Origin of the sequence: Arcobacter sp. 15-2 (genome assembly GCF_047159865.1) — a bacterium.
GTDB lineage: Bacteria > Campylobacterota > Campylobacteria > Campylobacterales > Arcobacteraceae > JAIOSF01.
Map to the genome: position 1 here is coordinate 772,150 of NZ_AP038804.1, position 15,720 is coordinate 787,869.

Annotated in this window: 11 protein-coding genes and 1 pseudogene; 4 read left to right on the top strand and 8 right to left on the bottom strand. The window is 28.1% G+C overall.

What is annotated here, in order from left to right; translation table 11 throughout:
* Window positions 1-6: 6 nt before the first annotated feature.
* Entirely contained in the window at window positions 7-1,944 is a 1,938-nt protein-coding gene (locus ACMCMH_RS04170) for a methyl-accepting chemotaxis protein (RefSeq protein ID WP_412727401.1), read from the bottom strand.
* 182 nt (window positions 1,945-2,126) lie between these two features.
* Here ACMCMH_RS04170 and ACMCMH_RS04175 point away from each other — a divergent pair, with 182 nt between their 5' ends.
* From ACMCMH_RS04175 to ACMCMH_RS04185, 3 genes are read left to right on the top strand one after another with little or no spacing between them, the layout of a single operon-like run.
* Window positions 2,127-4,106 (top strand): EAL domain-containing protein, encoded by a 1,980-nt coding sequence (locus ACMCMH_RS04175; protein ID WP_412727403.1) that lies wholly within the window; start codon window positions 2,127-2,129, stop codon window positions 4,104-4,106.
* Entirely contained in the window at window positions 4,103-5,965 is a 1,863-nt protein-coding gene (locus ACMCMH_RS04180; RefSeq protein ID WP_412727405.1) for a PAS domain-containing protein, read from the top strand. Before ACMCMH_RS04175 ends, ACMCMH_RS04180 begins: the two co-directional genes overlap by 4 nt.
* 51 nt (window positions 5,966-6,016) lie before the next feature.
* A complete protein-coding gene (locus ACMCMH_RS04185; RefSeq protein WP_412727407.1) occupies window positions 6,017-7,258 on the top strand; it encodes a diguanylate cyclase in 1,242 nt (413 codons plus the stop codon).
* 3 nt (window positions 7,259-7,261) lie between these two features.
* Here the strand turns inward: ACMCMH_RS04185 and ACMCMH_RS04190 are convergent, their stop codons facing one another.
* Together ACMCMH_RS04190 and ACMCMH_RS04195 are read right to left on the bottom strand one after the other, a co-directional pair.
* Window positions 7,262-7,654, bottom strand: a complete 393-nt coding sequence (locus ACMCMH_RS04190; protein WP_412726552.1) for a PAS domain-containing protein — start codon at window positions 7,652-7,654, stop codon at window positions 7,262-7,264.
* Window positions 7,655-7,665: 11 nt separating this feature from the next.
* A pseudogene (locus ACMCMH_RS04195) lies at window positions 7,666-8,250 on the bottom strand (methyl-accepting chemotaxis protein); the annotation flags it as partial.
* Between the two features lie 939 nt (window positions 8,251-9,189).
* Here ACMCMH_RS04195 and ACMCMH_RS04200 point away from each other — a divergent pair.
* Window positions 9,190-10,251 (top strand): TRAP transporter substrate-binding protein, encoded by a 1,062-nt coding sequence (locus ACMCMH_RS04200; RefSeq protein ID WP_412727409.1) that lies wholly within the window; start codon window positions 9,190-9,192, stop codon window positions 10,249-10,251.
* A gap of 15 nt (window positions 10,252-10,266) precedes the next feature.
* Here ACMCMH_RS04200 and ACMCMH_RS04205 read toward each other — a convergent pair whose 3' ends face one another.
* From ACMCMH_RS04205 to def, 5 genes are all read right to left on the bottom strand, one after another.
* On the bottom strand, window positions 10,267-12,399 hold the full coding sequence (locus tag ACMCMH_RS04205) for an ATP-binding protein (RefSeq protein WP_412727411.1): 2,133 nt from the start codon (window positions 12,397-12,399) through the stop codon (window positions 10,267-10,269).
* A gap of 69 nt (window positions 12,400-12,468) precedes the next feature.
* Entirely contained in the window at window positions 12,469-13,614 is a 1,146-nt protein-coding gene (locus ACMCMH_RS04210) for an MFS transporter (RefSeq protein WP_412727413.1), read from the bottom strand.
* Between the two features lie 59 nt (window positions 13,615-13,673).
* Window positions 13,674-14,681: an N-acetyl-gamma-glutamyl-phosphate reductase gene (gene argC, locus ACMCMH_RS04215; protein ID WP_412727415.1), complete on the bottom strand. Its 1,008-nt coding sequence runs from the start codon at window positions 14,679-14,681 to the stop codon at window positions 13,674-13,676.
* Window positions 14,675-15,163 carry a transcription elongation factor GreA gene (greA, locus tag ACMCMH_RS04220; RefSeq protein WP_412727417.1) on the bottom strand — a complete coding sequence of 163 codons (489 nt, stop codon included), beginning with the start codon at window positions 15,161-15,163 and terminating at the stop codon, window positions 14,675-14,677. The genes argC and greA overlap by 7 nt, the downstream gene beginning before the upstream one ends.
* Window positions 15,164-15,171: 8 nt before the next feature.
* On the bottom strand, window positions 15,172-15,711 hold the full coding sequence (gene def / locus ACMCMH_RS04225) for a peptide deformylase (RefSeq protein ID WP_412727419.1): 540 nt from the start codon (window positions 15,709-15,711) through the stop codon (window positions 15,172-15,174).
* Window positions 15,712-15,720 lie beyond the last annotated feature (9 nt).

Consider the following 15,720-nt stretch of genomic DNA (forward strand, 5'->3'; position numbering starts at 1 on the left):
CTTTTTTTATACCTTAACTAATTCTTTACCTAAAAATTGCTTTTTATCTGTACTACTTACAATAAGTTTTGCAATCTTATCTGTTTGCGTTGCAATCTCATCTGTTTTTGCAGCTATTTCAGCATTTTCCTGTGTTTGACCATCAAGTACAGCTACAGAATCATTAATTTGTTCAATCCCAGCTAACTGTTCTTTCGAAGAACTTTCAACATCAGAAATAATTTTTAATGTTTCTGAAATACTTGCATTGAGGTGAGAATAACCATCAATCATCTCATCAGATATTTTCTTACCCTTGTTTGCTTTTTGCGTTGCATTTTCAACTAAAGCTTTAATTTCATTTGCTGCATCTGCACTTCTTGATGCCAAATTTCTTACCTCTTGAGCTACTACTGCAAATCCTTTTCCAGCTTCACCTGCTGTTGCTGCTTCAACTGCAGCATTGAGACTTAAAATATTTGTTTGAAATGCAATTTGATCAATAATTTGAATAGCTTCACTAATAGAAGTCACCTCTGTATCGATTTCATCCATAGCAACTGAAGTTTCAGAAGCAAGTTTTTGTCCAGAATTTACAGAAGTTGTAACTTCGTTAGCATGATGGGCCATCTCTACAATATTTTGCGTATTGCTCGAGATATTTGTAGTAACTTCTTCTAAAGCCGCAGCTGTTTGTTCTAGTGCAACTGCTGCTTCACTACTATTTGTACTTAGCGTCTTTACATTCGATAAAAGAATCGACGAACTTTTATCTAATGTTAGTCCATTTTTTTTATTTTCGATTAACATTTGTGTAGTTGCATCACCTAAAACATTTACTCCATCCGCCAATTCTAATAGATGTTTTTTGATCCCTTTTGTTGGAACTTTATTTGTATAATCGTATGCTGTATATTGATTTAAAACAGTTAAAATATTTTTAATATTTATTTCTAACTTTTCACCCATTTGGTTTAATAGCTTTGTCAATTCCAAAAGTGCAGGATTTGAACTATTGACATGAACTCTTTGGCTTAAGTCACCTTTCTCAAATTCTGATAAGGCAGCAATAGTGTTATCAATAACTTGTCTATCTTCATCTATATTTGCTCTTGTTTTAACAATATTTTCATTCACTATTTTTGCCATTTTACCAAGTTCATCTTCTCGTGAATCGTCTAACCTATGAATATTTACAGACTTTCTATTTAAATAGTCAAAGAAACTAATAATTCCCTCTTCAAATTTTTCTAAAGGATCATTAAACATTTTTTTAATAACTACAGCAATCAAAATTATTGTAACAATAAGAAGTATTATACTTAAAATTATATTATATAAAATAGTATTATCAATATTTTCATTGGCATTATTTTCCATTTGTGTAATTTTTTCATACACATCATCAACATACATACCTGTTACAATAGTCCAATTTAACTCTTTAATATATTGGGAAAATGCAATTTTTTTCAAAACTTTTTCTGTGTTTGGTTTTTTGTAATAATAAGTAACAAATTCATTCTTTTTTGCATTATCAATAAGTGCTTTTCTAAATGCGAACCCTTTGATATCTGGTGCTAAAATATTTGTTTTTACTCCATTCAGTTTAGGTTTTACAGCATGAAATGCAAAATAATAATCTGATTGTTTTTTCTCATAAGCAAAAAAATATCCACTTTTATTTTCAAGATAACGAATATTTGTCAAAATTTCGATAATTTCAGCTTTTGCATCATTTTTATTTTCATACTTTTGAAGTACACTTTGAACTACTCCAATTACTGTATTAATCTCGTTTTTAAGTAATTGTTCTTTTTCGTTAATCATATCATTTTCATATCCAGTTAACAATGCTTTGTTTGTTGTTACAAGGTTATTTATACTGATTATACTTAATAAAATCATTGAGATAACTAATGGCACTATTGCCAAAAATAATAATTTCACTTTGAGTGTTTTCATCTTCGTCCTTATAGTCTTAATCTTTTAACTTACATAATTTCATTATAACTAAATAAAACTATTATATAAATAATATATTGATAAGTATTTTTTATAATGATTAAAGCTTCTATCCTCAAAAAGTAATTTTTAAGGATATATAAGCAACAATAAATATATTGTTATATAAAAGGTTTACTCTCATGACTACGAAAAGCACTACTTACAATAAGATTACAGCTCGGATAATTATCATCATGCTTACCCTAACTTTAACTGTAGCATATATTTATAGCGAATATATGAAAGAGGAAGTTATCATAAACCTTGCAAAACAAGATGCAAAAAAAACAAGTCGTTTAGTTTTTGAATCAATGTATTCTGCGATGCAAAAAGGCTGGGACAAGGAAGAGATTCATGAGATTATCAAAAGACTAAATAAGGTTGATGATCAACTAGAGATATTTGTCTACAGAAGTAAACTTGTTGCAAATCTTTATGGAGATATTGAGCATGATAAAAAAGTAAGAGAGACTGATCTAAGTATTCAAAAATCCCTTAAAGGTGAAGAATCATTAGATATCATCAATTCTGAACTTATTAAATACTATTTTCCAGTAGTTGCAAATGATCAATGTAAACAGTGTCACACCAACGCTCAGGAGGGTGATGTACTGGGTGTAATAAATATAAATTATCCTATAACTGAACTCAAAATAGCACTTAAAGACATCGTAAAATTCTTTCTTTTTTTTATTATCTCATTTACAGTTGTAGTGTTTGTACTTCTACTATTAAATTTCAATAAGTATCTTGTATCACCTATTCAAAACTTTATAGAAACAGCTAATAACATTAAGAAAAGTTCAGATATCACCCAAAGAGTTAAGGTTGATGATAATATAAATGAAATTCAATCGATGCAAAAAATGTTTAATGGTATGCTAGATTCAATCGAGTATCAATTTTACTATGACTCTCTTACTAAACTAAAAAATAGAAAATCCCTCCAAATAGATTTAGAGAAAAGTGATAATTACCTCTTGATGATAATCAATGTTGATAAATTTCAACAAATCAATAATTTGTATGGAGATGCAATAGGAGATAAAATATTATTAGAATTTAAAGAAAAATTCTTAGAACTTTTACCAGAAAATTCAACTCTATATAAATTACACGCTGATGAATTTGGAATCATTGCACATAATAATACAGATTTAGATGCGTTTGAAAAAGTTGCGTCAAATATTATCTGTACACTTGATAAATACAAGTTTAGTATAGAAGAAAATAATAATATATTTATAAATTTAACTATTGGTATTGCATTTGGTTCTGATCTATTACTTCAAAATGCAGATATGGCATTAAAACTAGCAAAAAAAGACAAGCAACACTATTTGACATACAATACAGATATGATATCTTTAAGTGAATATGAAAATAGACTTGCATGGACAAACAAACTTAACGATGCTATCTCAAATGATAAAATAATTCCATTATTTCAACCTATAATTGATTGTAAAACACATAAAATCATTAAATATGAAGCACTCATGAGAATCAAAACAAATTGTAATGATTATATAGTTCCTTTTCATTTTTTAAATATATCAAAGGAAAATAAACTTTATTTTAAACTCACACTTATTATGTTGAAAAAAACTTTTGCTATATGTAGAGATACAGGAGTAAAATTTTCTTTAAATCTCAACAAAGAAGATATGATAAATAAAGAGATTGTTGATTATATTATTGAACAATTTAAAACTTACAACTTTGGACATAATATATCATTTGAGATTCTTGAATCAGAAGGGATAGAAGATTTTCAAGAGATTTCAGAATTTATCAAGAAAGTAAAAGCTTATGGAGCGACTATCTCTATTGATGATTTTGGTACAGGGTATTCCAATTTTGAGTACCTTATGAATTTAGACTTTGATTATCTTAAAATAGATGGAAGTATGATTAGAAATATTGATAAAGATGAAAAATCTCAAATTGTAACAAAAACTATAGTTGATTTTGCTCAAAGAATCGGTGTAAAAACTATCGCTGAGTTTGTTTCAAGTAAAACAATATATGATAAGGTTAAAGAGATGAATATTGATTTTGCTCAAGGTTATTACTTGGGAGAGCCATCAAGCCAAATAGAGAAAAAGAGAAATAAATGAGAAAACAAAAATTTGATATCAAATACATTGATACTTATATTGAACTCTTCACCGATTTAGTATTTATTAAAAATATGAAGGGTGAATATACCCATTGCAATAATGCTTATTTAGAGTTTTTCAATAGAAAAAAAGAGGAAATTATTGGTAAAAATGATTACGATTTATTACCCATAAAAAATGCTGACAAATGTATTAAAGATGACCAAAATGTTCTCAAAAGTACTCATCCTATTGATTGTGAAGATATGTTTACATTTAAAGAACAGGATATCTATTTTAAAACAACCAAACAACTTATATATGATAATGAAGAGAAACTGATTGGTATAATAACAATTGCTAGAGATATTACTCAAATTAAGCAGTATCAACTACTTTATGAAGACAATAATGCTCTACTAGAATATATGCACTATGAGTTTAATACAAAAAAAATATTATCAAAAATTGTTGAATTATCTGAAAAAAGAAATAAAAATATAAAATGTTCTATATTACTTTTGGATAAAAACAAAGAATATTTACAACATATACATTCAAACAATCTCAAATATCATTGGTCTGAACCAATTTATTCAAAGAATAATCTGCTCTTAGGTACTTTTACTATGCATAGTGATACACAAAATTCCCCAAATGATTTTCAACATCAACTAATGATTTCTTATGCACATCTAACTGCTATTTCTCTAGAGAAAGAAGATAAAAGAGTTGAATCAGATGTACGAATACGAAAAGTTTTGGAGAAACAACTCATAAGAAAAACAAAAGATCTGCGTCTTTTTAAGCAGGTGATTGATAATATCAATTATGGTGTACTCATTACAACAGCAGATGGTACTAATAAGTTACTTTATGCAAATGAGGAGTTCTCCAAGATTACTGGATATACAAAAGAGGAAGTCTTAGGAAAAAATTGTAAATTTCTTCAAGGTGATGATCTACAAATTAAAAAAATAAATGTAATCAAAGAGGGGATTAAAAAACGAAAAAAAATCCAAGTAGAGCTAAGAAACTATAAAAAAGATGGAACTTTATTCTATAATCTGTTAAGTATTGCACCTGTTTATTCAAAAGAAAATCAACTGATTAACTTTGTAGGAATTCAAAAAGATATAACCAATCTAAAAAAACAAGAAGCGCAGATGGCAGAACAAGCAAAACTAGCTTCAATGGGCGAAATGATTACTAATATTGCTCATCAATGGAGGCAACCTCTTTCAGTTATTTCAACTGCAGCAACAGGGATGCAACTACAAAGAGAATTTGGACTTCTTAAAGATAGTGATTTCGATAAAACCTGTAATGCTATTAATGAAAATGTACAATATCTTTCAAAAACGATCGATGATTTCAAAAATTTACTTCAAAATGACAGTCCAAAAAAATACTTTAATCTAACTAAAGTCATCAATAACTTTTTATCACTCATTAGTGGAACTACTACAAATGACCAAATCACTGTCATAGTAAACTTAGATGATTCTATAGAGATCAATGGTTATGAAAATGAACTCAACCAATGTTTTATGAATATTTTTAATAATGCAAGAGATGCTTTACTAAAACAAACAAATCGATTATTTTTTATGGAATCTTACATGAAAAATAAAAAAGTAGTTATTCGACTAAAAGATAATGCAGGAGGAATACCAGATACTGTTATCAACAAAGTTTTTGAACCATATTTTACAACAAAACATCAGTTTCAAGGAACAGGTCTAGGACTGCACATGACATACAATCTTATTGAAGAGGGGATGAAAGGGAGAATAAAAGTCAAAAATAGTAGTTTTAACTATAAAAATATAGACTGTTATGGTGCAGAATTTCTTATTATTTTACCATATTTATAATCTAGTTTATTATCTAAAATATGGTAAAATCATACATCATAAAGGAATATCATGAACATATTAATAGTCGACGATAGTAAAACTATCATACAAAGTTTAAAACATTCAATTGAAGAGAAATTGAACTTAACTGTTTACACAGCTGCCTCAATGAAAGAGTGTGCAGACCTAGTTTTGGAACATAAAGGAAAATTTACTCTTGCTCTTTTAGATTATAATTTGCCAGATGCACAAAATGGTGAAATCATCACTTTTATAAAAAAATTCAATATTCCCTCTATCTTATTGACAGGTTCAATTTTAGAAAAATCAAATCCTGTATTTAAAAACAACAATCTAATTGATTATATTTTAAAAGATGGAAGTCAAGCAATTGATTATTCCCTATCAGTTATTAAACGGTTTATTTTAAATGAAGACATTGAAATACTCGTTATTGATGATTCAAAAACATTTGCTGCAAAAATGCAAGGTTTATGTATCAAGTATAATCTTAAAGCCATAGTAAATTATTCAGCAAAAGAGGCGCTAGATACTATTAAACAAAGACCTAACATAAAACTTATATTAGTTGATTATATGATGCCAGAGATGAATGGATTAGAGTTTACTAAGAAGCTTCGAAAATCTTATAAGAAAGATGAAGTTGCAGTGATAGCACTTTCAGGAACAAGTGAAAAAGAGATTGTTGCGAGTTTTCTAAAATATGGGGCAAATGATTTTTTATATAAAGATTTTAGTGATGAAGAGTTTTTTGGTAGAGTGAACAATAATCTTGAAGTCATAGAACTTTTTCAAGATACTCAAGATAAAGCAAAAAAGGATTATTTAACTGGATTATTTAATAGAAATTATCTTTTTGATGCGGGTGAAGAGATCTATCAAAGAGCAAAAAGTAGAAAAGAGCTTTTAGCTGTTATTCTTCTAGATATCAATAAATTTAAAATAATAAATGACTCTTATGGGCATGATGTAGGAGATGCTGCTATTAAAGCTGTAGGAGATTTTTTAATTAAATATATCAACAAAGATTCTTTGATCGCAAGAATGGGTGCAGATGAATTTTGTATATTATTCAAAAATAGACCCTATGCAGAAATATATCAGACTTTTCAAGAGATTCAAGAAGTTATTGAAAAATCAACTTTCCAACTCGTTGATATGACATTACAATTAACAGTCTCAGTAGGAGCTACTATTGCATTCGAAGATAATCTTGAGGAGATGATTGCGTCGTCTGCAGATGCTTTATTTCAAGCAAAAGAAAAAAAGAAAATAATTATTAATACTTAATAATTATTCGCTTCTTTTCCACTCTTTGTAGAGTGCTTCATGTTCAGAAATTTCTTCTTTACTTGGTTTTCTTCTACACGACAAATATCCTTTTGTACCATCACACGATTCAAATGGAAATACCGTTGCAAAAACCCAATAGTATCCACCATCTTTTGTTGCATTTTTTACATAACCAGTCCAGATATCACCTTGTTGTACTGTTTCCCAAAGTGATTTAAATGCTGCTTTTGGCATATCTTTATGTCGCACCATATTATGTGGTTGTCCCATAAGCTCTTTGAGTGAATATCCAGCAACCTTACAAAAATCATCATTTGCAAATCTAATAATCCCTTTTGCATCTGTTTCACTTACCAGAAAAGCATATTCATCAAGTACTGTTTCTCTTTCCATTGATATCCCTTTTAATTAAATTTTTTATTACTAGCGTCATTTACTAAATCATTAGCCAATGAGCTTACATCTTTTGCAATTAAAGCTACGCTATTAGCCTCATGTGCATTCTCTTGAGTTACTCTATCTAGCATTGTAACAGCATCGTTTATTTGCTCAATTCCTGTCATCTGTTCTTTTGATGCTGAACTTACATTTTCAATGAGTTCAATTGTCTCATCTGTATTTTTATTCAGAGCATCATAACCACGAATCATTGTATCGCTTACTTTTTTACCTTCATTTGCTTTTGTTGCAGCATTTTCTACTAAATTTTTTATTTGATTTGCAGCTTCTGCTGATCGTGAAGCAAGATTTCTTACCTCTTGTGCAACAACAGCAAATCCTTTTCCTGCTTCACCAGCTGTTGCAGCTTCTACTGCTGCATTTAAAGATAAAATATTTGTCTGAAATGCTATTTGGTCAATTATTGTTATTGCTTCATTGATAGCTGTTACTTGCTCATTTATACTATCCATCGCTTGTGATGTTTGGTTTGCGAGAACCATTCCGTCAGAAACTTCACTTTGAACTTTTTTCCCTAATTCTGACATTTTGACAGCATTATTAGCATTATTTCTTGTGATACTAGTGATCTCTTCTACTGCAGCAGCAGTTTGCTCGAGTGAAGCTGCTTGTTGATTAGCTTTGTCTGCTAGATTATTTACAGAATCAGTCATTGTAGCTGAATTTGATTCTAGGTGTTTACCGTTTGTAAAGTTTTCTTTTGCACTTGTAGATAATGCTTCACCTAATTTATTTACACTCTCCATCACATCTAACATATCATCTTTCATATGAGGACTAATAGTTAGTTTTTCTCTAAAATCATTATTTGAATACATATTTAATATTCTAGATAATTCATCCATTGTCGATTGAGTCGCATCTAACATCTTATTCATATTTATTTTTAATGTCATTAACATCGGGTTTTGAGTTTCTGAATTTATTCTACACTTAAAAATACCCTGTTCTATTTTGTCTGTAGTTAAAACTATTTCCCCCATAACTCTCATATCGTCTTTCATTCGAGTATCTAGTTTTGAAGCTTTTTTTGACCACTTATCCAACATATTGTTTACATTTTTACTTGTGGTTCTTTTTGAAAAATCAAATTGATTTTGCTTACTCATAACAAATTCTATAAATTCATCAAAAAACTCATCTACTACATCTAAATCATTTTGCCCAATCATCCCAAACATTTAAATACCTTTTTAATACTTTTATTAAATTTAATTTTTACTATTTTAGCTTATATATCTTAAAAGAAGCCATTAATATAATAATTTGTTATTTTTATGTAACTTTTTTACTATAATTCTAAACTTATTGTTTATAAACTCATTATAATTAAGTTGAAATTATGTTAGTAGTCTATTTATAGCATTTGATATTTAAATTCATCAAATAAAGCACATAGCAAATTTAAACAGAACACAACTAATTATCATGTACAATAACAATAATTAATCAATTTAAAAGGAGAAGATTTGAATCTTATTCGGCATTTTTTACTGTTAACACTTACAGTTTATTTATCTTCACTTAATGCAAACACATCTGTCCAGTGGAATTTGGCAATGAATTGGACAAGCACACTTTCACCCATATCTTCAACCTCTTTTAAAATGGCAGAAATGGTCAAAAAGATGAGTAACGGAAAATTCATCATCAAAGTTGATGGACTTGAGAAATTAAGCAAACCTACGAATCTACTCACGCAAGTACAAAACAATGAATATAACATTATATACACCTCTTCACAAAAGTGGAAAAAACACGATATAAATACTATATGGTTTACAGGTATTCCTTTTGGAATGACAGCTACAGAATATTATACTTGGTTTTACTATGGCAATGGAAAAAAATATATGACTATGGTATATGATAAGTTAAACCTATTAAGTTATCCAGCAGGCAACTTAGGTTCTCTCTCAGGTGGATGGTTTAGAAAAGAGATAAAAAATATTGATGATTTTAAAAATTTACAAATCAATTCTCAAGGGATAACAGCTGACATTTTTTCTATTTATGGTGCGAATATAAAAAACATCCCTCCACATAAAATAGATGAAAAGTATAAAGAAAAGAAACTTGATGTGATTAGTGGGACTTCTCCTAGTATGGATATCAAATTAGGTTATCATAAACTTACCCCTTATTTTTATACTTCATGGGACAAACCATCATATCAAATGCAATTTCTAATTAATAAAAAAGCATTTAATAAATTATCAAAACACTATCAAGCTATTTTACAAATAGCTATGAAAACAGCTTCCCATGAACTTTATTATGAAAACTTTAATACTTCGGCTAAAGCGTGGGAAAAAATTCAAAAAGATTATCCAAATATCCAAGTAAAATCATTACCAAATGAAGTTTTACATAAATTTAAAAAGTCTAAAGAGATTCTTTTTCAATCATATGCTAATGAAAATAAACTTTTTAAAGAGATTTACGAAGATCAAAAACAATTTTTAAAGCATATAAGAGATTGGACGAAACTACAAGAATATCGATACATCAAAACAACAACTACAAACTAAGAGGTTGTTGATTGTTTATCTATCAATAGGTATTGTTATTTTAAAACTAGCTCCGTTGCATATTTTTTCATTAAATTTATACACAACATTTTGAACTGATATATCACCTTTCATTGCATTTACTATTAAAGTATAAGTCATGTGCAAACCTAGTCCAGTTCCCTGTGATTTATGTTTTGTAGTAAAGTACGGTTCAAAAATATTATTAATTATCTCTTCTGGGATTCCACCTGCATTATCTTTAAACTCTAAAATGATAGTTTCATTTTCTATAACTTGCGAAATAAAAATATACCTATTATCAATCTCATTATTTTCAATTAATGCATCTTTTGAATTATTAAAAATATTGATAAAACATTGAATTAGCTCATTTGGATACCCTTTAATCTCGGTATCTTCAATAAGGTTTAAAATCACATTAATTTGATGTTTTTTGATACTTGAATCAACAATATTTACAAATTCATTAACATCATTTTTCAAATCAAAGCGAACTGGTTTGGAGTCACCTTGAATAAAATTTCTAAAGTCATCAATTGTTTGAGAGAGATACTGAACATTTGTATTGATTGATTCACAAGTATTTTTAAAATCTTCATCTGTTAAAATTGCAAACTCTTTTTTTGCCAACATACCTGTAGCACCTGTAGAGATTATCGATAAAGGCTGTCGCCACTGATGTGCAATATTAGCTATCATTTCACCTAATGATGCCATTTTGGACTGTTGGTATAAAAGCTGTTCTTTATGTTTTAGTTCTGTTATATTTTGCATCGTTATCAATGTTTCATGCTCATTTATATATAATGAATTTATTGTAAAAAAGTATATCTCATTGTTATGTTTCAATTTTACAAGATTATCTTTTTTTCTATTCTCACTTAGATATCTTGACCAAAGTTTCCCTTCAATTTTTTTATTTGTAGGAAATGCATATTCATTTATCGAGACAAAAAAACTGCAAATTGTTTTATGTTCTTTTGCAAAGTTTTCTAAAGATAAATATCCAAAAAAATCCAAAAAACTTTTATTTACACGCATAAGTTCCAAATCTTTCATCACTACAATGATACTTGGATTTGTATCAAAAATAGTTTGAATATAACTTTTTTCATTGTTTAACTCTTTTGTTCTATCTATTACTTTTTTAGTCAAATCTTTTGAATATTTTCGTACAACTAAATAGTAACCACAAACAACTAAAAAGATAACAAATAAAACTGTATAAAAAGTCATATTTGTTTTGACAGCTTCTACATCATCCATATTTATTCGAGAAAGATCTTCAAAAGCAATAATTGTTGCCATAGGTTCTTTATTGATATCCAATAAATTGTAAAAAGTAATCAACTTGCCAAACTCTTCATCTATGGTATAATTTATCTTTTGATTGTAAAAATTTTCTATACCTTTTGTTTTTATATATTTTAATAATTTTGAATTTGCATTTTTATTTGCTATATAATAATCTTCTAAAAAAGTTTTTGTAAAAGGTTTTGTAATTTGATTTTTGTATTTTTTATCAACTAATACAATTGCTCCAATATTATTCACTGAAAGATTTTTCACGATTGAATTAAAATGTGTAATAATTTCAAATATTCCAATAAACTCTTTATTGTGATAAATAGGTACCATAGATTTAAAAGTCATATCAAATATTCCAACACTAATAGTACTCATAATTGATGGATTTTTTATCATTTTATTTACATCTAGTCTTGACTTCAGTACAGAATCCCCTTTTTTATCAATCCAACTTCTACTTAATACAATACCATTTTTATCAATAAGATTAAACCATACATTTTTAAAACTAGTATAAGAGGAAAGTTTTTTAGAGAAATTTTTTAAATGTAGATTACTATCATCGCTAGTGATTAATGCATTTTTAATACTTGTTTCTTCTGCTAAAGAGAGTGCTATTGTTAAAGTCATCTCGTTTTTACTATCAATAAGACTTTTAATATCATTACTAACTTTTTGTGAATACAAATTGTATTTTTCATTTAATATTAATGCTGTTTTTTTCTGTGTTAATCCATCAGAGATTAAAAAAACTGTTAGTACTATTAATAAAATTGCACTAAATACTGTAATATCAAATAATCGTGTCGATAATAAATTTTTGAGTTTATAGAACATATCACATCCTCTTTATAATAATTTATTATAATACATAATTACTAAAAAGGAACAATTTTTATAATATTCTTAATTATATGCTTTAAAAAGATTTTTATTCGAAAAAACTAAGAAAAAACTTATCAATAATAAAAAAACAAAAAGATAAATAGTATTATTCCATCCATATTCGCTATATATGAAAGGGGGAATGATAGAACCTACAGCACCACCAATATAATAAAAACTAAGATACATACCTGAAGTGAGTGCTTTTTGTGACTCTTTTAAACTATTTGCCAATCTTGTTGCAACTGTATGTATAGTAAACATTCCAAAACAAAATACAAAAACCATCATAAAAACTACATAAGGATTTGAAAAAAGAAAAAACAAAGTTGTGATCATAAAAATCAATATTCCAAATAATATTGTTTTTAATTCTTTTTGAAAATAGTTAATAATTTTATGAATATTAAGAGAAACAACAATACCCACTCCATATCCTAAATACAATAGTCCTATTTGTGTTTCAGATACATCGGGAAATTCTGCTTTCATTTTAAAAGGCAAAATATTTAAAAGTCCAGCAAAAACAAAAAACACGATAAACATCAAGCTATATATGACTACAAATCTTTTGTCTTGTAAAATAGTTACAATATCTTTTATCTTGGGTTTTGTTATATTTGACTCACCTTGAAAATCAAGCTTTTTGATAAATAAAATTCCAACAAGTAAAGCAAACGACAAAGAGATAAAAACAGCTCTCCATCCAAATTCTGTAGCAATAAATCCCGACATAACTCTTCCAACCAATCCACCAAAAACAGTTGAAGCTACATAAATGGACATATTAAATTTTATATTCTCTTTGTCACTTGCCAAAATAGTCATCGAAGCTGTTAATATTGCAGGTATCACAACAGCTTCTGTAGTTCTTGTAAATAAAAACATCTCGTATGTATTTGAAAAACTTAAAATAATATTTGTAATAAAAAGTACAAAAGAAGCAATCAATAAAACTTTTTTTGCAGATACATGTTCCAAAATATATCCATAAATAATAGGGGCAATTGCTAAAAACAACATAATAACAGCTGTAAAAGAGGAAGCCTCTACAATAGATATATCAAATTCTTTTGCTAGTAAAGGCTGTATTGGTTGTGTGGCATACATTACTGATAAAAGTATAGTAATGGTATAGATGATAATAAATAGTTCTTTTTTTTTCATGATAAAGGATCCTAAAAAGTACTTTAGAAAAAAGTACTTTTCTTATAAAACAGTTCTATTTATGGAACATATGATATTTTATTTATACCACTTGAAGCTTCAAACCCTGACATAATATTTGCATTTACAACTGCTTGAGATGAAGCACCTCTTAAAAGATTATCAATACTTGTATTGATGAAAAGTGCACTTCCATTTTGCTCTACAAATATATCACAAAAGTTTGTTCCTGCTGTATTTTTAATACTTACAGGAGTTTCTCTGATTCGTATAAATTCACTATCTTTATAGTATTCATTTAAAATAGCTTTTGCATCAATATCTTCATTTAATGTACAGTATACACTTACTAACATACCTCTTGTTACAGGTATAAGGTGTGGTACAAAATTTATATTAAACTCTTTATTTTTGATAAGATTTATTTTTTCTTGTATCTCTGGCATATGTCTATGTTTCATTGGATTGTATGCAAATATATTATCATTTACAGTCACAAAAGATGTTAAGTCGCTTAGTTTTTTACCTGCACCACTTACACCGCTTTTTGCATCCACAAAGATATTGTCATTTTCTTTTATAAACTCAACAAATGGTAAAAGTCCTAAAAGTGTAGCTGTTGGATAACACCCTGGGTTCGCTACTAAATTTGCATTTTTGATATCATTTTCATAATACTCTGGAAGTCCATATACTGATGATGGTAAATTTTCTTTATCTTCATGCGCACAATAGTGTTTTTCATAAGTATCAAGTTCAAGTCTATAATCAGCACTTAAATCTACAACTTTAACACCTAAGGCAATTAACTCTTTTGCAAAAGACATAGATGTTTTATGAGGAAGTGCAAGAAAACATAAATCTGAAACTTCAGAAATTGTTTTTGCATCAGCTTTTTCTACATCCATAGAAATAACTTTATTTAAACACGGATGTAAAGCATCTATAGTTGTATCTCCACTACTATTTGCTATATATGTAAGATTGAATTTTGGATGATTTACAAGTATCTTTACAAGCTCTAAACCTGTATACCCACTAGCCCCTACTATTGCAACATTTAGCATAATTTACTTTCATCATAGTAAACTTCTTCGATCTCAAACTCTTTTTTTCCACCAGGAAGTTGAGCTGTGAATTCATCGCCTTCACTTTTCCCTAAAAGCTGTTTAGCTAATGGAGAATGAAAAGAGATATTTCCAATCTCTGGATTACTGTGAGCTGAAGATACGATAGTATAAGTTATCTCTTCTTCTGTATCTACATCGATAAGTTTCACTGTTGAACCAAAACTAATTTTATCATGTGCTAAAGACGCAGGATCAATGATAACTACTCTTGTAATCAAATCTTCTAGTTCAGCTATTCTTTTATTGATATTTGCTTGATCTTCTTTCGCAGCGTGATACTCAGCATTTTCTTTAAGATCCCCTAACTGACGAGCTTCTTCAATAGCAACTAATATTTTAGGTCTTTGTACAAGTTTCATATCATTTAAGTTATTTGTTAAAATCTGATAATCATTTTCTGTCATTGGTTCTTTTTGCATTTTAATTCCTATTTTTTACTATTTTCTTTGAGGTATCTCTTCCACTCTTTTTCAAACTTTTTTCTTTTCAAAAAGGAAAGGTTTTCTATGAAAACATGTCCTGAAAGATGTTCCATCTCGTGTTGCCAAGCAATTGCTAAAAAGTCATTTGCTTCCATGGTTTGTTTTTGCCCTTGCCTATCAAAGTATTCTACAATGATATTCTCTGCTCTTGTTACTTCAGCATGAAACCCAGGTATACTTAAACACCCTTCAGTAAATACAAGTTCACCATCTTTATGTGTAATAACTGGGTTAATTGCTTCGATGAGATTCTCATCTAATTGTTTTCCATCATCTTCACTACCCTCTTTATCTAAAGGTATATTAATAATCAAAACATTTAAATCAATTCCAATTTGAATAGCAGCCAAACCAACACCACCATGTTGTTTCATAGTATCATTCATATCATCCAAAAGAGTATGAAGTTTTTGATCAAAAACTTCAACATCTTTAGACTTTTTTCTTAAAATGGGATTTGGATAAGTTATAACTTCTCTTACCATATTTTAAAT

Coding starts and splice junctions, on each gene's coding strand:
- ACMCMH_RS04185 (WP_412727407.1), top strand. CDS start 6,017: ATGAACATATTAATAGTCGACGATAGTAAAACTATCATACAAAGTTTA.
- ACMCMH_RS04170 (WP_412727401.1), bottom strand. CDS start 1,944: ATGAAAACACTCAAAGTGAAATTATTATTTTTGGCAATAGTGCCATTA.
- ACMCMH_RS04205 (WP_412727411.1), bottom strand. CDS start 12,399: ATGTTCTATAAACTCAAAAATTTATTATCGACACGATTATTTGATATT.
- ACMCMH_RS04175 (WP_412727403.1), top strand. CDS start 2,127: ATGACTACGAAAAGCACTACTTACAATAAGATTACAGCTCGGATAATT.
- ACMCMH_RS04180 (WP_412727405.1), top strand. CDS start 4,103: ATGAGAAAACAAAAATTTGATATCAAATACATTGATACTTATATTGAA.
- greA (WP_412727417.1), bottom strand. CDS start 15,163: ATGCAAAAAGAACCAATGACAGAAAATGATTATCAGATTTTAACAAAT.
- argC (WP_412727415.1), bottom strand. CDS start 14,681: ATGCTAAATGTTGCAATAGTAGGGGCTAGTGGGTATACAGGTTTAGAG.
- def (WP_412727419.1), bottom strand. CDS start 15,711: ATGGTAAGAGAAGTTATAACTTATCCAAATCCCATTTTAAGAAAAAAG.
- ACMCMH_RS04210 (WP_412727413.1), bottom strand. CDS start 13,614: ATGAAAAAAAAAGAACTATTTATTATCATCTATACCATTACTATACTT.
- ACMCMH_RS04190 (WP_412726552.1), bottom strand. CDS start 7,654: ATGGAAAGAGAAACAGTACTTGATGAATATGCTTTTCTGGTAAGTGAA.